Origin of the sequence: Sphingomonas sp. Y38-1Y (genome assembly GCF_032391395.1) — a bacterium.
In the GTDB taxonomy this organism is placed as follows: Bacteria; Pseudomonadota; Alphaproteobacteria; order Sphingomonadales; family Sphingomonadaceae; genus Sphingomonas.
This window is the reverse complement of sequence record NZ_CP135916.1, coordinates 3379087-3394844: the sequence shown is the minus strand read 5'-3', so window position 1 is coordinate 3394844 and position 15758 is coordinate 3379087. Positions and strand designations below refer to the sequence as shown.

General features: G+C 68.6%; 19 protein-coding genes. 6 read left to right on the top strand and 13 right to left on the bottom strand.

What is annotated here, in order from left to right:
- Positions 1-31: 31 nt before the first annotated feature.
- From RS883_RS16105 to RS883_RS16085, 5 genes are read right to left on the bottom strand one after another with little or no spacing between them, the layout of a single operon-like run.
- Complete coding sequence (locus RS883_RS16105; RefSeq protein WP_315761200.1) at positions 32-1333, bottom strand: MFS transporter; 1302 nt, start codon at positions 1331-1333, stop codon at positions 32-34.
- A complete protein-coding gene (locus RS883_RS16100) occupies positions 1330-1716 on the bottom strand; it encodes a dihydroneopterin aldolase (RefSeq protein ID WP_315761199.1) in 387 nt (128 codons plus the stop codon). The genes RS883_RS16105 and RS883_RS16100 overlap by 4 nt, the downstream gene beginning before the upstream one ends.
- Positions 1703-2557, bottom strand: a complete 855-nt coding sequence (locus RS883_RS16095) for a bifunctional methylenetetrahydrofolate dehydrogenase/methenyltetrahydrofolate cyclohydrolase FolD (protein ID WP_315761198.1) — start codon at positions 2555-2557, stop codon at positions 1703-1705. The genes RS883_RS16100 and RS883_RS16095 overlap by 14 nt, the downstream gene beginning before the upstream one ends.
- Complete coding sequence (purU, locus tag RS883_RS16090) at positions 2557-3411, bottom strand: formyltetrahydrofolate deformylase (RefSeq protein WP_315761197.1); 855 nt, start codon at positions 3409-3411, stop codon at positions 2557-2559. Before purU ends, RS883_RS16095 begins: the two co-directional genes overlap by 1 nt.
- Before the next feature lie 14 nt (positions 3412-3425).
- Positions 3426-4304 (bottom strand): methylenetetrahydrofolate reductase, encoded by an 879-nt coding sequence (locus tag RS883_RS16085; RefSeq protein ID WP_315761196.1) that lies wholly within the window; start codon positions 4302-4304, stop codon positions 3426-3428.
- 120 nt (positions 4305-4424) lie between these two features.
- On the opposite strand from RS883_RS16085, the gene RS883_RS16080 reads away from it, so the two are divergent.
- Positions 4425-5141 carry an alpha/beta fold hydrolase gene (locus tag RS883_RS16080; protein ID WP_315761195.1) on the top strand — a complete coding sequence of 239 codons (717 nt, stop codon included), beginning with the start codon at positions 4425-4427 and terminating at the stop codon, positions 5139-5141.
- Entirely contained in the window at positions 5141-6538 is a 1398-nt protein-coding gene (gene desA, locus RS883_RS16075) for a syringate O-demethylase (protein ID WP_315761194.1), read from the top strand. The genes RS883_RS16080 and desA overlap by 1 nt, the downstream gene beginning before the upstream one ends.
- 186 nt (positions 6539-6724) lie before the next feature.
- Here desA and RS883_RS16070 read toward each other — a convergent pair whose 3' ends face one another.
- From RS883_RS16070 to glyA, 4 genes are all read right to left on the bottom strand, one after another.
- On the bottom strand, positions 6725-7774 hold the full coding sequence (locus RS883_RS16070) for a TrmH family RNA methyltransferase (protein WP_315761193.1): 1050 nt from the start codon (positions 7772-7774) through the stop codon (positions 6725-6727).
- 211 nt (positions 7775-7985) lie between these two features.
- Positions 7986-8456, bottom strand: coding sequence for a transcriptional regulator NrdR (gene nrdR, locus RS883_RS16065; RefSeq protein ID WP_315761192.1), 471 nt, complete (start codon positions 8454-8456; stop codon positions 7986-7988).
- On the bottom strand, positions 8457-8651 hold the full coding sequence (locus tag RS883_RS16060) for a hypothetical protein (RefSeq protein ID WP_315761191.1): 195 nt from the start codon (positions 8649-8651) through the stop codon (positions 8457-8459).
- Positions 8652-8662: 11 nt separating this feature from the next.
- Positions 8663-9967, bottom strand: coding sequence for a serine hydroxymethyltransferase (gene glyA / locus RS883_RS16055; RefSeq protein WP_315761190.1), 1305 nt, complete (start codon positions 9965-9967; stop codon positions 8663-8665).
- Between the two features lie 101 nt (positions 9968-10068).
- Here glyA and RS883_RS16050 point away from each other — a divergent pair, with 101 nt between their 5' ends.
- Positions 10069-10527 (top strand): DUF3429 family protein, encoded by a 459-nt coding sequence (locus RS883_RS16050; RefSeq protein ID WP_315761189.1) that lies wholly within the window; start codon positions 10069-10071, stop codon positions 10525-10527.
- A gap of 130 nt (positions 10528-10657) precedes the next feature.
- Here RS883_RS16050 and rpiB read toward each other — a convergent pair whose 3' ends face one another.
- Positions 10658-11101, bottom strand: a complete 444-nt coding sequence (rpiB, locus tag RS883_RS16045) for a ribose 5-phosphate isomerase B (RefSeq protein WP_315761188.1) — start codon at positions 11099-11101, stop codon at positions 10658-10660.
- A 93-nt stretch (positions 11102-11194) separates the two neighbouring features.
- Here rpiB and RS883_RS16040 point away from each other — a divergent pair, with 93 nt between their 5' ends.
- From RS883_RS16040 to RS883_RS16030, 3 genes are all read left to right on the top strand, one after another.
- On the top strand, positions 11195-11725 hold the full coding sequence (locus RS883_RS16040; protein ID WP_315761187.1) for a hypothetical protein: 531 nt from the start codon (positions 11195-11197) through the stop codon (positions 11723-11725).
- A 69-nt stretch (positions 11726-11794) separates the two neighbouring features.
- The gene (locus tag RS883_RS16035) at positions 11795-13030 is read left to right on the top strand and encodes a DUF3419 family protein (protein WP_315761186.1); all 1236 of its coding nucleotides are present in this window, start codon (positions 11795-11797) and stop codon (positions 13028-13030) included.
- Positions 13027-13677, top strand: coding sequence for a class I SAM-dependent methyltransferase (locus tag RS883_RS16030; protein ID WP_315761185.1), 651 nt, complete (start codon positions 13027-13029; stop codon positions 13675-13677). The genes RS883_RS16035 and RS883_RS16030 overlap by 4 nt, the downstream gene beginning before the upstream one ends.
- Before the next feature lie 4 nt (positions 13678-13681).
- On the opposite strand, the gene RS883_RS16025 is transcribed toward RS883_RS16030, so the two are convergent.
- From RS883_RS16025 to lipB, 3 genes are all read right to left on the bottom strand, one after another.
- A complete protein-coding gene (locus tag RS883_RS16025; protein ID WP_315761184.1) occupies positions 13682-14407 on the bottom strand; it encodes a hypothetical protein in 726 nt (241 codons plus the stop codon).
- A gap of 232 nt (positions 14408-14639) precedes the next feature.
- A complete protein-coding gene (locus RS883_RS16020) occupies positions 14640-14918 on the bottom strand; it encodes a hypothetical protein (RefSeq protein ID WP_315761183.1) in 279 nt (92 codons plus the stop codon).
- A 70-nt stretch (positions 14919-14988) separates the two neighbouring features.
- Positions 14989-15699: a lipoyl(octanoyl) transferase LipB gene (lipB, locus tag RS883_RS16015; RefSeq protein WP_315761182.1), complete on the bottom strand. Its 711-nt coding sequence runs from the start codon at positions 15697-15699 to the stop codon at positions 14989-14991.
- Positions 15700-15758: the final 59 nt, after the last annotated feature.

Below are 15758 nucleotides of genomic sequence, written 5' to 3'. Positions count from 1 at the left end.
GGCGGCGCGCGCGCGCAAGCGGTTTCGGCGGTTACCGACGCGCCAGGGTCGCGACGCAGCCGGCGGCGATCAGCGAGGCCGCGCCGACGATGGCGATCGCGATCGAGGCGGACAGCCCTTCCTGAATCAGCAGCCCGCCGATCACCGGGCCGAGCACCGCCGCGCCGCGTCCCACGCCGACCGCGAAGCCGGTGCCGGTGACGCGTAGTTCCGGCGGGAAGCCGCGCGCGAGCAGGGCATAGAGGCCGACGATCCCGCCGAAGATGCCGACGCCCGCGACGAACGCGATCGGCTGGAGCGCCTGGAGGCCGCTGAACCCCGCGAACGCCGCGAAGCTGACGCTGGTCAGCAGCATCGCCGCGATGAGCAGCCGGTCGAGCCCCAGCCGCGGCGCCATCCAGCCGAGCAGCCCGCCGCCGAGCACGCCGCCCAGGCTCATTAGCGCGGAGGTGCGGATCGCGTCGGGCGCGGCGTGGCCGAGGTCGGTCATCGCCTTGGGCAGCCAGCCGCTGAAAAAATAGAAAGCGAGAATGTGGAGGAAATAGGCGGCAACGAGCAGCAACGTCAGCCGGCGATGGCGCGCATCGAACAGCGCGGCGATGCTGCCGCTCCTGGCCCGGGTGGCGGGCGAGGACGCCGGCGGATGGATGCCGATGCGGGCGCTCAGCGCTTCGAGCCGCTCGCGCGCCTTGTCGTCGGGGGCGCGGGCGAGGAAGGCGAGCGATTCGGGAAGCGCGATCGCGACGACGGGCACCAGCGCCAGCGTGACGAGCCCGCCCGCGACGAAGATCGCCTGCCAGCCATGCGTGACGGCGAGGTCGGCGACGGCGAACCCGCCGACCAGCCCGCCCGCCGGATATCCGACCGCCATCGCCGCAACGCAGAAGTCGCGGCGCCGCTCGTTGGCGAACTCGGCGGCGATCGCGTTGGCGGCGGCCACCATGCCGCCAATGCCGATGCCGGTGACAACGCGCCACAGGCACAGGGTCGTAAGGTCGCTGGCGGTCGCGGTCAGCGCCATGCCGCCGCCCATCAGCATCAGGCAGACAAGCGCGAGCGGACGCCGCCCGTACCGGTCGCCCAGCGGCGCGAGGATCAGCGAACCGATCGTCATGCCGACCATCCCCGCCGACAGGGCAAGCCCGAGGCGAGCGGGGCCAATGCCCCAATCGGCGGCGATGCCTGGCGCGGCAAAGGTGATCGCCAGCACGTCGAAGCCGTCGATCGCATTGAGGAGGATCGCGATCACCACTGCGACGACCTGGACCCGGTGCATCGGCCGATCGGCGAGTGCGCGGGCGACGGGATCGTCGGCGGGGGCAGGGGCGCTCATCGCTCTCGCCGCAGCTCGACCGTGGCGCTGGCGAGCGCGGGGGGCAGCGCGTTGGGTTTGTCGACGGTCACTGCGGCGGCGAGCACGCCTGGCATCGCCAGGCACTGCGCCGCCAGCCGCTCGGCAAAGGTCTCGATCAGCGCGATCCGCGTGTCGCCCAGCGCCTCCGCCGCGGCGGCGATCGCGCGATAGTCGATGGTGGCGTCGATCGCGTCCTCGTCGGCGCCCACGGTTTCGAGCTCGACCGCGATCACAAGCGGCTGGCGACGGTTCATCTCGTGCGCATGGATGCCGATATCGGCGACGATCGTCAGGTTGCGCACCGCGACGCGCGTGGTGCGGCGGATGCGATCCGCGGCGGCGGCGAGCCTAAGCTCTGCCATGGGCGATCTCCGCGGCGCGGACGGTGTTCTGGAGCAGGCAGGCGATCGTCATGGGGCCGACGCCGCCCGGCACCGGCGTGACCGCGCGGGCGTGCTGCACCTCGTCGAAGGCGACGTCGCCGACCAGCCGGGTACGGCCGTCCTCGCCCATGACGCGTGTGATGCCGACGTCGATCACGACCGCACCGGGCTTGACCCAGTCGCCCTTCACCAGCCGCGGGCTGCCCGCGGCCGCGACGACGATGTCGGCGCGGGCGCAGATCGCGGGGAGGCCCTGCGTCGCGATATGCGTCACGGTCACCGTCGCCTCGCGTTCGAGGAGCAGCATCGCCACGGGCTTGCCGACGATGTTCGACTTGCCGATCACGACGACGTCCAGCCCGCGATAATCGTCGATGACGGTGTCGAGCAGCTTCATGCAGCCGAGCGGCGTGCAGGGGACGAGACCGCCGGTACCGCTCGACAGCCGCCCGACATTGACCGGGTGGAAGCCATCGACGTCCTTTTCGGGCGCGATCGCGTCGAGCACGGCGCCCGCATCGATCTGCGCCGGCAGCGGCAGCTGGACGAGGATACCGTGGACGCCCGTATCGGCATTGAGGTCGGCGATCAGCGCGAGCAGCGTCGCCTGATCGGTGTCGGCGGGCAGGCGATGCTCGATCGAGCGGATGCCGGCTGCCTTGGCGGCGACCAGCTTGCGTCCGACATAGACCTCGCTTGCCGGATCATGGCCGACGAGCACCACGGCGAGGCCCGGCGCGGCGGGCAGCGCGGCGACGCGCGCCGCCGTCTCGCCCGACAGCGACGCGGCGATCGCCTTGCCGTCGATGATCGCGGCCATCAGTTCCTGAACACGACGGTGCGGTTGCCGTTGAGGAGCACGCGATCCTCGAGGTGATAGGCGACCGCGGCGGCGAGCACGCGGCGCTCGATGTCGCGCCCCTTGCGCACCAGATCTTCGGGCGTGTCGGCATGGCTGACCGCCTCGACGTCCTGGGTGATGATCGGCCCCTCGTCGAGATCCTCGGTCACATAATGGGCGGTTGCGCCGATCATCTTCACTCCGCGCTTGTGCGCCTGGTGATAGGGCTTGGCGCCCTTGAAGCCGGGCAGGAAGCTGTGATGGATGTTGATGCAGCGGCCCGACAGGAACGCCGACAGGTCGTCCGACAGGATCTGCATGTAGCGGGCGAGCACGACCAGGTCGGCGCCGGTCTCGTCCACGATCGCCTTGATCCGCGCTTCCTGCTGCGGCTTGGTCTCGGGCGTGATCGGCAGGTGGTGATAGGGGATGCTCCCCACCATCGACACGTTGAGCGCCGATTGCGGGTGGTTCGAAATGATCGCGACCACGTCCATGTCGAGCTCGCCGATGCGGCGGCGATAGAGAAGGTCGCCCAGGCAATGGTCGAACTTCGACACCATCAGGATGACGCGCTGCTGCTCGCCCGCGGCGCGCAGCTTCCAGTCCATGCCGTGCTCGGCAGCGATCGCGCCAAACGCGTCGCGCATCCGATCGACATCGCCGTCCGCCAGCTCGAACACGACGCGCATAAAGAAGCGGTGGTTGAGGCGGTCGTCGAACTGCTGCGCGTCGACGATGTTGCCGCCATTGCCCGCCAGAAAACCGGCCACGGTCGCGACCAGGCCTGGCTTGTCGTCACACGACAGGCTCAGCGTGCAGATTGTCGTCACTTGCCTCTCCCCCTTCAGCGCTGGCGCGCCTGATAGTCGTTGATCCAATCGACGGTGTTAACAAGCCCGCCGAACGGATAGAAATGCAGCCGCACCGGGCCATGCGCGGGCGTCAGCCGACGCGCGAGCGTGTCGACCAGCTTGTCCGGACCCGCGGTGCCGAGCAGCTTGGTGATCGAGACGCCGTACTTCGTCATCACCGCCGCCGACGCGCCGACGCCGCAGCGCGCCGCGAAGCGGAGCAGCGTCTTGATGCCCGCCGGTCCCGGCACGCCGATGCGGACGGGCGCGGTGATCCCGCGGGCGCGCAGCGCTTCCAGCCAGTCGATGAACGGATCGGCGTCGAACCCGAACTGTGTGACGATCAGCGCGCCGAGCCCGCGTTCCTCCAGCGCCGCCAGCTTGGTCTCGAGCGCTTCCCATAGCCCGTCGCCGTCCATGTTGGGATGCCCCTCCGGATGGCCGGCCACGCCGATCGCGCGGAAACCGTGCTTTTCGAGAAGGCCGGTTCGGATGATCGACAGCGTGTCGGCAAACGGCCCGGCGGGCTCCGGCGGATCGCCCGCGACGATGAAGGCGCGCCTGGCGCCCGCCTCATCCACCGCGCGCGCGAGCATCGTGTCGAGCTCCTCGTGCGTGGCGATGCGCCGGGCCGACAGGTGCGGCATCGGCTCGAAGCCCAGCCGACGGACGGCGGCGGCGGCGGCAACGCGCGCGTCGATCGTCTCGCCGGGCAGGAAGGTGATCGCCACCGGCGTCTCGGCGGCGATGCCGGGGGCGGCGTCGTGGAGCGCGCCGAAATCCTTGGCGGTCATCTCCAGCGAGTAACCGTCGGTCACCACCGCCGGCATCGTTGCCCAATTGGGGTGCAGCGCCTCGCTGGCATCGACCATCGACCGTCTCCCGTTCGTCTCGTCCCCGATCCGGGACTTTGCTTGCAAAGCCTCTAGCCGAGCTTCTTTCATTCGTATAGACGAAAGTTTCAGAAACGCGAAAACGGAGACAGATCGAACGTGCACGACGCGCTGCCCCTGCTGATGGTGCCGGGCCTGCTGTGCGACGCGCGCGTGTTCGAGCCGCAGTCTGCCTCTCTCGCCAACGTGATCGCGCTGGCGGGTCATGGGACGCGCGACAGCCTGGGCGAGATGGCCGACGCGATCCTGGCCGACTCGCCGCCGCGCTTCGCGCTGCTCGGGCACTCGATGGGCGCGCGCGTCGCGATGGAGATCTGGCGCCGGGCGCCCGAGCGGATCGACCGGCTGGCGCTGGTCAGCACGGGCACGCACCTGCCGCGCGAGGGCGAGGCGGCGAAGCGTCACGAGCTGCTCGACCTCGGTCGATGCGAAGGGGCGGGGGCACTGGTCGATGCGTGGCTGCCGCCAATGTTCGCGCCCGCGCACCGGGGCGATGCCGCGCTCGTCAATCCGATCCGCACGATGTGCGTCGAACAGGGCGTCGATGCCTATGCGGCGCAGATCGCCGCGCTGCTGACCCGTCCCGAGATCGACTCGCTGCTTCCCGCCATCGGAGTGCCGGTGCTCGTTGCGGTCGGTGAGCATGACGGCTGGGCGACGCCCGAGCAGCACGCCGCCTTTGCCGCGCGCATCCCGGGCGCGACCCTCACCATCATCCCCGGCGCCGGGCACATGCTGCCCGTCGAAGCGCCCGGTCCCTTCAACGCCGCGATCCGCGACTGGCTCGCGGCCCCCTCTTCCACAGGAGACGCCTGATGACCGACCAGAGCCTGCAATCCGTCCTCGACCAGGGCGGCGACATCGTCGACCTGCTGCGCAACCAGCAGGTCGGCCCCAACGTCTATCCGGGCGTCCCCGCCGAATATTCGAACTGGCGCACCGAACAGCAGGCCTGGGCGACCAAGGCCGTCCTGTTCAATCAGTCGTTCCACATGGTCGACCTTGAAGTCAGCGGCCCCGACGCCTTCGCGATGCTCAACTATCTGGGCATCAACAGCTTCAAGGGCTTCGTCCCCGATCGCGCCAAGCAGTTCGTGCCCGTCACCCCCGACGGCTATGTCATCGGCGACGTGATCCTCTTCTATCTGGAGGAGAACCGCTTCAACCTGGTCGGGCGCGCGCCGACGATTGAGTGGGTCGAGTATCACGCGGCGACCGGCGACTGGAACGTCACGGTCGAGCGCGACGAGCGCACCGCCGTCCGTCCCGACCCCGAGAACCGCAAGAATTATCGCTTCCAGCTTCAGGGGCCGAACGCGATGGCGGTGCTGGGCGAGGCGATGGGCGAGACGCCGCCTGACCTGAAGTTCTTCCACATGGCGCGCATCACGATCGCGGGGGTCGAGGTGCGTGCGCTTCGCCACGGCATGGCGGGCCAGCCGGGTTATGAGCTGTTCGGGCCGTGGCAGGATTACGACACCGTCCGCAATGCGCTGATCGAGGCGGGCAAGGATCATGGCCTCACGCTGGTGGGCGGTCGCACCTATTCGTCGAACACGCTGGAAAGCGGCTGGATCCCGTCGCCGCTGCCCGCCGTCTATACCGGCGAGGCGCTGAAGCCCTATCGCGAGTGGCTGAAGGCCAACAGCTATGAGGCCAAGGCGTCGATCGGCGGCAGCTTCGTTCCCGACAGCGTCGAGGGCTATTACCTGACGCCGTGGGACCTGGGTTATGGCCCATTCGTCAAGTTCGACCACGACTTCATTGGCCGCGAGGCGCTGGAGCGGATGGCCGGCCAGCCGCAGCGCAAGAAGGTGACGCTGGCGCTCGACAATGCCGACGTGATGCGCGTGGTCAGCTCCGCGCTCCAGAAGGGCGACCGCGCCAAGTATATGGAGTTCCCGAGCGCGGTCTATTCGATGCACCCCTATGACGCGGTGCTGAAGGACGGGAAGACGATCGGGATCTCCACCTGGATCGGCTACTCCGCGAATGAGGGCAAGATGCTGACGCTGGCGATGGTCGAGGCCGATTTCGCCGAGCCGGGCACCGAGGTGTCGCTGCTGTGGGGCGAACCCGATGGCGGCACGCGCAAGCCGACGGTCGAGCGCCACGTCCAGACGGAGATCAAGGCGATCGTCAGCTCGGTCCCGTATTCGGAAGTCGCGCGCGACAATTACGCCGAGGGCTGGCGCACGAAGCAGGGGGCGTAATCGTACCCTCCGCGAAGGCGAGGGTCCAGAGTCGTAGGCGTTGTGCTGCGCGGCCCTGGGCTCCCGCCTTCGCGGGAGCACGTGCCTTCTTGTACCCCGGCGAAGGCCGGGGCCCAGGTGGGAAAGCCGTAGTGGGACTCACTAACGTCTACCAACTGGGCCCCGGCCTGCGCCGGGGCACAAACGTTACCGATCCCGCGGCCGTGCGAGCGCCGAAAGCATCCCCCGCACCGTCCGCACCTCGGGCGTGGTCCAGGCCGGCTTGGTCAGCAGCGTGCGGATCATCCGCTTGGTCGTCGGCACCTTGTCCGGCGGGAAGAAATAGCCGGCGCCTTCCAGCATCGTCTCAAACTGGTCGATCATGCCGTCGAGCTCGGTCTGCGGCGCGGGTGAGTCGAGCTCGGTATCGGTCGGCTGCACCAGGTCGACATGCTTCGACCATTCATAGGCGACGAGGATCACCGCCTGCGCCAGGTTGAGCGATCCGAACTCCGGATTGATCGGCACCGTCAGGATCTCACGCGCGATCGCGACGTCGTCAGTCTCGAGCCCCGACCGCTCGGGCCCGAACAGGATCGCCGACCGGCCCGTGCGGCCATGGATGCCGAGTGCGGCCTGCTCGGGCGTGACGACGGGCTTGGTGACACCGCGCTTGCGGACGGTGGTGGCATAGACGTGCGCGCAATCGGCGACGGCGTCGTGGACGCTGTCGAAAACCTGTGCCTGCGCGAGCACGACGTCCGCGCCGCTGGCGGCGGGGCCTGCCGCGGGATTGGGCCATCCGTCCCGGGGGGCGACCAGCCGCATCTCGACCAGCCCGAAATTGAGCATCGCACGCGCCGCCTTGCCGATATTCTCGCCGAGCTGCGGGCGTACGAGGATGATGACGGGGGGCGGGGCGGGCTTCTCCTCCCCGTTCGTCCTGAGTAGGGGCTGAGCCTGACGAAGACCCGTATCGAAGGACTTGCGCGCGAGGCCGGACACTTGCGCCCAATCACCAGCGATCAGCGCCTCTTTCTTCTCGCGTCGCCAACCCTTGATCTGCGCCTCGGCGGCAAGGGCTTCCTCCCGGGTGACGACGGCTTCGGACCACACGAGTTCAATTGGCCTCCGTGTCTGGGTGTATCCGGGGAGCGTACCCGCTTCATGCTGAGCGATGCGGTGCTCGAGATTGTCGGTGTGGCCGACATAGAAATGCCCGTCCGCCAGACGCAGCATGTAGACGTGGAATGCCATCACGGTCCTTCGATACGCGCCTTCGCCTTCGCTCAGTCGCTACTCAGGACGAACGGGGGAGGGAAGGGGTGACGGCGGATGCAAGCTGCACGATTGATGCCGAATAAGGCTTAAAGGCATACCGCGTGGGCGGCGAAGCAACACACCACCGTTCGTGCTGAGTAGCGACTGAGCGCAGGCGAAGGCGCGTATCGAAGCATCGCGCCACACCTCACCCCCGCGCCACCTCGCTCACGCTCCCCGCGAACGCCTCGAAATCGCGTGCCTCGCGGAAGTCCTTATAGACGCTCGCAAAGCGGATATACGCGACCGAATCGAGGCCCTTCAGCCCCTCCATCACCATCTCGCCGATGCGGGTCGAGGAGACTTCGCTCTCGCCCGCGGTCTCCAATTGGCGCTGGATGCCGGAGACGAGCTGTTCGATCCGCACCTGGTCGATCGGCCGCTTGCGGCAGGCGATCGAGACCGAGCGGAGGAGCTTGTCGCGGTCGAACGGTTCGCGCCGGACATGCTCCTCGCCCGACTTGACGACGACGAGATCGCGGAGCTGGATGCGCTCGAACGTCGTGAAGCGCGCGGCGCAGGCGCTGCACTGGCGCCGCCGCCGGATCGCCGACCCGTCTTCCGACGGGCGGCTATCCTTTACCTGGCTGTCGTCATGGCCGCAGAATGGGCAGCGCATTCAGATCCCCGGCGTCTTCTTCTTGCCCTTGAAATAGGCATAGGTCGCGCCCGCCACCGCGCCGAGCGGCATGGTGAACGGCAGCGGGATGGCGACGACGGCGCCCAGCGCCGCCCACTTGGCCATCGACTTGCCGAGGCCGGGGGTGTTCTTCACGGTCGACGGGATTTCGTTGATCTTGTCCTCAAGGCTCATCTGGGGCTCCTTCAATAGATCGGGAAGCGCTCGCACAAGGCGCGCACCCGGCCCCGAACGTCCGCCTCGACCGAAGGGTCCCCATGCTCGCCCTTGGCCTTGAGCCCGTCGAGAACGTCGGCGATCATGTTGCCGATCTCGCGGAACTCGCCCGTGCCGAAGCCGCGGGTGGTGCCGGCGGGCGAGCCGACGCGGATGCCGCTGGTCTTGACCGGCGGCAGCGGGTCGAAGGGGATGCCGTTCTTGTTGCAGGTGATGCCCGCGCGCTCCAGCGCCTCGTCAGCGTCGCGGCCGGTGACGCCCAGCGGGGTCAGGTCGACCAGCGCCAGATGCGTATCGGTGCCTCCGGCGACCAGGTTCGCGCCGCGCTCGCCCAGCGTCGCGGCCAGCACCTTGGCATTCTCGACCACCGCGGCGATGTAGCTCTTGTAGTCGGGACGCAGCGCCTCGCCGAACGCCACCGCCTTGGCTGCGATGACGTGCATCAGCGGGCCGCCCTGAAGGCCGGGGAACACCGCCGAGTTGATCTTCTTGGCGATCGCCTCATCATTGGTCATCACCATGCCGCCGCGGGGGCCACGCAGCGTCTTGTGCGTGGTCGTCGTCACGACATGCGCGTGCTCGAACGGCGAGGGGTGGAGCCCGCCAGCCACGATGCCTGCGAAATGCGCCATGTCGACCATGAACAGCGCGCCTACTTCATCGGCGATCGCACGGAAGCGCGCGAAGTCGAGCGTGCGCGGATAGGCGGAGCCACCCGCGATCAGCAGCGTCGGCTTGTGCTCCTTGGCCAGCGCCTCGACCTGGTCGAAGTCGACGAGGTGATCCTCGCGACGAACGCCGTACTGGACCGCGTTGAACCACTTGCCCGACATCGCCGCCTTGGCGCCGTGCGTCAGGTGGCCGCCGGCATCCAGGCTCATGCCCATGATCGTGTCGCCGGGCTTGGTCAGCGCCAGCATCACCGCGCCGTTCGCCTGCGCGCCCGAATGCGGCTGGACGTTGGCGAAGCCGCAGCCGAACAGCGCCTTGGCGCGCTCGATCGCCAGCGTCTCGACCGCGTCGGACGGGGCGCAACCCTGGTAATAGCGCTTGCCGGGATAACCCTCGGCGTACTTGTTGGTGAAGACCGATCCCTGCGCCTCGAGCACCGCCTTGGACACGATGTTCTCGCTGGCGATCAGCTCGATCTGGTGCCGCTCGCGGTCGAGCTCGCTCTCGACGCCGGCAAAGACCTCTGCGTCCGCATCGGCGAGCGTGCGGGTGAAGAAGCCGTCGGGCTGGACGTCGCCCAGCGTGCGGGGATTGGTGCTCATGGCGCGGACCTTTCTTCGACTCTCGCAAGGGCTTGGCCGGCTCGCGATCGGCGCCCATCTACAGGCGGGTTGGCCGAAGCGCCACTAGATATGACGGCGGTATGACGAAGGGCGGTTTGCGATCGGTGCCGCCCGCGGCGCGGATGCTGGGGCTGGCGGGGTTGCTGCCCCAGGCGGCCGCGGCGTTGCTGGTCGTCGCAGGGCCGCTCGACCTGCGCTTTTCGGCGCTGGCGCTCGCCTTTGCCTATGCGGCGTTGATCCTCAGCTTCCTCGGCGGGCTCTGGTGGGGCCTTGCCGCGGCGCGTGGAGCGGGCGGATGGATCTATGTCGCGGCGGTGGTGCCGAGCCTGTTCGCACTGGCGACGACGGTACCGTGGGCGGTCGGGGCGGCGTGGCCGGGGCCGTCGCTGATTGCGCTGGCGGTGGCGATCTGGGCGAGCCTGATCGTCGATCGCCGGTTGGTGCGCGAGGGCGTGGCGCCGGGTTGGTGGATGTCGCTCAGGGTGCCGCTGTCGCTCGGGCTGGGCGCGTTGACGCTGGTGGCGGGGATCGCGGCGTAATCGTGCTCCCGCGGGCGGCGGGAGCACGATGCGATCGGCAACCCCGTTCGTCCTGAGCTTGTCGAAGGACGTGTTTCGGGCGCAACGTTTGCGGCACGTGCTTCGACAGGCTCAGCACGAACGGCGGATCTTAGCCCGGCGGGTTGGTCAGCTTCTCGACCCGGCCCGCATGACGGCCGCCCGCGAACGGCGTCGCCAGGAACGCCTCGACGCACGCCTTTGCCATGTCGAGACCGACCAGCCGCGCGCCCATCGCGATCGCGTTCGCATCATTGTGCTCGCGCGCGAGCGCGGCCGAGACGGGTTCGTTGACCAGCGCGCAGCGGCATCCGGCCACGCGGTTGGCTGCGATCGAGATACCGATCCCCGATCCGCACAGCGCGATCCCGGTCGCCTGGGCGTCCGCCGCCAGCGCCTCGGCCAGCTTGTAGCCATAGTCAGGATAGTCGACCCGGTCCGCCGTTTCCGGACCCAGATCGCGCACGTCGTGCCCCTCGCCGCGCAGCCAGTCGGCGAGCGCCGCCTTCAGCTCGACCGCGGCATGGTCGGAGGCAAGGTAGATGATGCGGGGCATGGCGGCGTCCGGCGGTTGGGATCGGGATGAAGCCGCCCTAGCGCCGGGCGTTCCGATTGCCTAGCTTTGGCAGCCGAGCCGACGGAGACGATGATGAAGCACGCCGCCCTGATCCCCGCCCTGATCCCCGCCCTGATGCTGACGCTTGCCGGTTGCGGCGGCGCATCGACCACCCCTGCGGAGAACGAGGCGCTGGCGGCGGAGAACAAGGCGGGCCTCGGCGGCGACGTCGTCGAGCTGCCGAGCGGCGAGGGCGAGGGCGAGGGCGAGGGTGTCGAGGCGGAGGAGGCCAACATGGCCGCGTCCGTCCCCGCGGTCGCGCCGTCGCCCGCGGCGATCGCCCGCGCCGATGGCTGGGTCGGCCGCTGGCGCGGGGTCGAGGGGCTGAACCTCGTCATCGCCAAGGGCGACGCGCCGGGCCGCTACGATCTCGACATGCAATATTCGCTCGACGACAAGGGCAAGTTCGTCGGCACCGCGACCGAGGAAGGAATCGCCTTCAAGCGGCCCGACGGCGATCAGGTGCTGCGCGCGGGCAATGGCGAAGCGACGGGTCTCAAGTGGCTGGCCGAGAAGAAGGACTGCCTCGTCGTCAAGCCGAGCGAGGGCTATTGCCGGGACTGACACGGAACCGTCGCGGCGCGGTCATCGCCGCGCCGCGCGCCTGTCACATCGCGGGCTTAGGGCGCGTCCATGCTGCCCCAGTCCAAAGCGCCCGCCAATCGCGCCGTTCGCGGCGCGGTCCACCGTCATGAGCATCTGAGCAAGCAGGGCCTGCTCGAACGTGCCTTCACGTTCGCGTTCCGCGGCCTCGTCTATGCGCAGATCTGGGAAGACCCGGAGGTCGACCTGGAGGCGCTGGCGATCACGCCGGATGCCCATGTCGTCACGATCGCGAGCGGCGGCTGCAACGTCCTGTCGTACCTGACCGCGAACCCGGCGCGGATCACCGCGGTCGACCTCAACACCGCGCATATCGCCCTCAACAAGCTGAAGCTCGCCGCGGCACGGCACCTGCCGGATCACGCCGCCTTCCACCGCTTCTTCGGCGAGGCCAACCGGCCCGAGAATGTCGCGGCGTACGAGACTTATGTCCGTCCGCACCTCGACGAGCCGACACGCCGTTACTGGGAGGGGCGCGACCTGATCGGGCGGCGGCGGATCGGCGGGTTCCGCAAGGGCTTCTATCGCAAGGGACTGCTCGGCGGGTTCATCGGCGCGGCGCACCTCGTCGCCAAGCTGCACGGCGTCGATCCGCGCGAGATGCTGGAGGCGCGCTCGATCGAGGAGCAGCGGGCGATCTTCGACGCGCGCCTCGCCCCCATGTTCGACCGCAAGTTCGTGCGCTGGCTCTGCGACCAGCCCGCTTCGCTGTTCGGGCTGGGCATCCCGCCCGCGCAATATGAGGCGCTGGCCGGCGACGATCCGCAGGGGATCGCGGCGGTGCTGCGCCATCGGCTGGAGAAGCTCGCCTGCGACTTCGCGCTCACCGACAATTATTTCGCGTGGCAGGCGTTCGGGCGCGGCTATGGCAAGGGGCCCGCGGCGCCGCTGCCGCCGTATCTGCTCGCCGAGAATTATGAGGCCGTGCGCGACCGCGTCGATCGGGTCGAGGTGCGGCACGTCAATATGTGCGACTATCTGGACGGGATGCTGGACGCGTCGCTCGACCGGTACATCCTTCTCGATGCGCAGGACTGGATGACCCATGCGGTGCTGACGCGGCTGTGGACCGCGATCACCCGGACGGCGAAGCCGGGCGCGCGTGTCCTGTTCCGCACCGCCGCCGCGCCCACCTTGCTGCCCGGCCGCGTGCCAGGCGCGATCCTCGACCGCTGGGATTATCGCGAGGAAGCGTCGCTCGACTACACCCGCCGCGATCGGTCGGCGATCTATGGCGGCGTCCACCTCTATGTGCTGAAGGGATGAGCGACACCGGCCATGGTGCGCGGATGGACGCGATCTATGCCGGGCAGCGCCATATCTATGACCTGACGCGCAAATATTACCTACTCGGGCGCGATCGGCTGATCGACCGGCTGGCGCCGCCGCCGGGCGGCAGCGTGGTCGAGGTGGGGTGCGGCACGGGTCGCAACCTGATCCTCGCCGCGCGCCGCTGGCCGGACGTCCGTTGCCACGGCTTCGACATTTCGGCGGCGATGCTGGAAACGGCGCGGGCCAAGGTGGCCCGGGCCGGGCTGTCGAGCCGCATCGCGCTGGTCGAGGGTGACGCGACCGACTGGGCGCCGACGCTGTTCGGGCTGGACGGCGTCGACCGCATCTTCATGAGCTACACGCTGTCAATGATCCCCGATTGGCAGGGGGCGATCGGCGCGGCGTGCGACGCGCTGGCGCCGGGCGGCGCGCTCCACATCGTCGATTTCGGCCAGCAGGAGCGGCTGCCCGCCGCGTTTCGCGCGGCCCTGTTCACGTGGCTGGCGCGGTTCGACGTCAGCCCGCGCGGCGATCTTCGCGAGTGGCTGGAGGTCGCAGCGCGGGGCATCGGCCTCGACCTTTCCTTCACGCCGCTCCATCGCGGCTATGCCTGGGAAGCGGTGCTCCGCCGCCCAGGCTGACCGGTCAGTTGTTGGCGACCGCCGACGGGTCGGGGCGGCGTGCCGACACCATGATGCCCTCGCCCAGCATGCCGCAGCGGCGAACCTGCCACTCGTCCTTGCGCCAGCATTGCGCATTGGCGAAATCGGGCAGGCGCGGCTGATAGCTCGCCAGCGTGTAGCTCCAGCCGCCATAGGGGAATTGCTGCTCCCCCCATGAGGTCAGCGAATTGCGGAGCTGTTGCAGCCGGGTCGCGGCGACTTCGTGAAGCTGGCCGCGCGGCGCGTGGATCGCGTCCTCGCCCACCGCATCGGCGGTCTGGCAGAAGATGCGCTGCGCCGACACCGTCGAATAGCCCGAATAGACGCGCGTGCCATATTGGTCGAGCGCGGTCTGGCCTTCCTTCGGCGTCTTGTTGACGCGGCGGAAATACTTGCCGAGCGTCGCGAAGCTGGCGGCGAGCTCGCCCTCGTGATCCTTGAGCAGCGCGTTGTAGTTGCGCAGCGTCAGCAGCGTCGGCTCGAACTGACATTGCAGCGCCGCCACGTTGAGCGCGGCGCGAAGGTTCCAGACCATCGCCGCCTCGAGCTCGTCGCGGGTCGCGCCCGGCAACGCCTGGCCCAGCACGCCCGGCTCCTCGCCCGTGACCCGCGGACCGCTCAGGTCCTTGGGCTTGAACCAGAACTGCGCATTGGCGGGCGTTGCTGCCGCCACACTGACAAAAGCCGCCAGCGCGGCCCCCCCGATCATTCGCAACCGCTTCATTTCGTCCCCTCGGCACTCTCGACAGGCCCGTCCCGGGCGGGGACAGCGTTAAGGCTTTTTACCGCGACGAAGAAGAGGGTTATTTCGGGCCGGAGGCGCAACGATTGCTGCGACGGCGGGGTGCAGCAACCCGCAACAAGAAAGGGGCCGCAACGCCATCGCGTCGCAGCCCCCGTCCGAACTCCCGGCGCGCGCTCGATGGCGCGGCCGAACGCGATTACATCGCGTTCGTGGTCGTCGCCTCGTTCGACATCATCATGTCGTTCGACATCATGGTGTCGTTCATCATCATCGCGTCGTTGCCCATCGTGCCGGCGCCGTCGACCGCGGTCATGTTGTCGGTCATCGTGCCGTCCATCATCGGATCGGTGGTGTTCAGGTCAGTGACGACGGTGTTCTCGGTGGTGTTCTCGGTGTTGCCGCCGCAGGCCGACACGAGCAGCGCCGCACCGGCGATCATCGAACCGGTAACGACCTTGGAGATGAGTGAACGCATGTAGAGCTCCCTAGATAATAATGGATTTGGCTGGCCTTTCCGGCCGTTAATACCCAAACCGGCGTGGACATTAATCGCTATGCGGACGCCCCTCAACCCTACAAATGGGCTCGGCACCGCCGAGCGCCCGCAGGAACGCCGGGAACGACAACGTCAGCGCTTCGTCAAAGGTTGCGAGTTTAACCTTCTTTGCAAGCTGGTTAGCGCTCGTGACCGGGAATTCGGCAAGCCCGCACGGTACGATTCCGCCAAAATGCGAAAGGTCCGGGGACAGGTTTACGGAAAAGCCGTGAAGCGTCACCCATTGCCGGACCCGCACGCCAATCGCCCCGATCTTGGCCTCCGGCCCGCCCTCGCGCGTCCAGATGCCGACGCGCCCTTCGACGGCATAGCTCTCGATCCCGCAGGTGCGAAGCGCCCCGATCACCCATTGCTCGAGCGCGTGGACATAGCAGCGCACGTCGCGGCCGCGCTTCGCCAGGTCGAGCATGACATAGCCGATCCGCTGTCCCGGCCCGTGATAGGTATAGCGGCCGCCGCGCCCCGACTTGTACACGGGAAAGCGCGGATCGATCAGCTCGGCCGGGTCGGCGCTGGTCCCGGCGGTATAGAGCGGCGGGTGCTCGAGCAGCCAGACGAGCTCGCGCGCTTCGCCCGCGCGGATCGCCGCGGCCCGCGCCGCCATCGCCTCCAGCGCGTCGGGATAGGGCACCGGCAAGGGCTCGACGCGCCATTCGACCTCGTCGGGACGCGCGGCTGACAGGGGTAATGGTATCGCCATGCGGCTTGGGCTAGGGGCTCGATCGGATGGGCAGGACGCCCTCCAAGTGAGGGGGCAGG

What these genes read in the sequence shown, in the direction of transcription:
- RS883_RS16105 (WP_315761200.1), bottom strand. Translation starts at nt 1,333, where the DNA reads ATGAGCGCCCCTGCCCCCGCCGACGATCCCGTCGCCCGCGCACTCGCC.
- RS883_RS16100 (WP_315761199.1), bottom strand. Translation starts at nt 1,716, where the DNA reads ATGGCAGAGCTTAGGCTCGCCGCCGCCGCGGATCGCATCCGCCGCACC.
- RS883_RS16095 (WP_315761198.1), bottom strand. Translation starts at nt 2,557, where the DNA reads ATGGCCGCGATCATCGACGGCAAGGCGATCGCCGCGTCGCTGTCGGGC.
- RS883_RS16085 (WP_315761196.1), bottom strand. Translation starts at nt 4,304, where the DNA reads ATGGTCGATGCCAGCGAGGCGCTGCACCCCAATTGGGCAACGATGCCG.
- desA (WP_315761194.1), top strand. Translation starts at nt 5,141, where the DNA reads ATGACCGACCAGAGCCTGCAATCCGTCCTCGACCAGGGCGGCGACATC.
- RS883_RS16070 (WP_315761193.1), bottom strand. Translation starts at nt 7,774, where the DNA reads ATGGCATTCCACGTCTACATGCTGCGTCTGGCGGACGGGCATTTCTAT.
- nrdR (WP_315761192.1), bottom strand. Translation starts at nt 8,456, where the DNA reads ATGCGCTGCCCATTCTGCGGCCATGACGACAGCCAGGTAAAGGATAGC.
- RS883_RS16060 (WP_315761191.1), bottom strand. Translation starts at nt 8,651, where the DNA reads ATGAGCCTTGAGGACAAGATCAACGAAATCCCGTCGACCGTGAAGAAC.
- glyA (WP_315761190.1), bottom strand. Translation starts at nt 9,967, where the DNA reads ATGAGCACCAATCCCCGCACGCTGGGCGACGTCCAGCCCGACGGCTTC.
- RS883_RS16050 (WP_315761189.1), top strand. Translation starts at nt 10,069, where the DNA reads ATGACGAAGGGCGGTTTGCGATCGGTGCCGCCCGCGGCGCGGATGCTG.
- rpiB (WP_315761188.1), bottom strand. Translation starts at nt 11,101, where the DNA reads ATGCCCCGCATCATCTACCTTGCCTCCGACCATGCCGCGGTCGAGCTG.
- RS883_RS16040 (WP_315761187.1), top strand. Translation starts at nt 11,195, where the DNA reads ATGAAGCACGCCGCCCTGATCCCCGCCCTGATCCCCGCCCTGATGCTG.
- RS883_RS16035 (WP_315761186.1), top strand. Translation starts at nt 11,795, where the DNA reads ATGCTGCCCCAGTCCAAAGCGCCCGCCAATCGCGCCGTTCGCGGCGCG.
- RS883_RS16030 (WP_315761185.1), top strand. Translation starts at nt 13,027, where the DNA reads ATGAGCGACACCGGCCATGGTGCGCGGATGGACGCGATCTATGCCGGG.
- RS883_RS16025 (WP_315761184.1), bottom strand. Translation starts at nt 14,407, where the DNA reads ATGATCGGGGGGGCCGCGCTGGCGGCTTTTGTCAGTGTGGCGGCAGCA.
- RS883_RS16020 (WP_315761183.1), bottom strand. Translation starts at nt 14,918, where the DNA reads ATGCGTTCACTCATCTCCAAGGTCGTTACCGGTTCGATGATCGCCGGT.
- lipB (WP_315761182.1), bottom strand. Translation starts at nt 15,699, where the DNA reads ATGGCGATACCATTACCCCTGTCAGCCGCGCGTCCCGACGAGGTCGAA.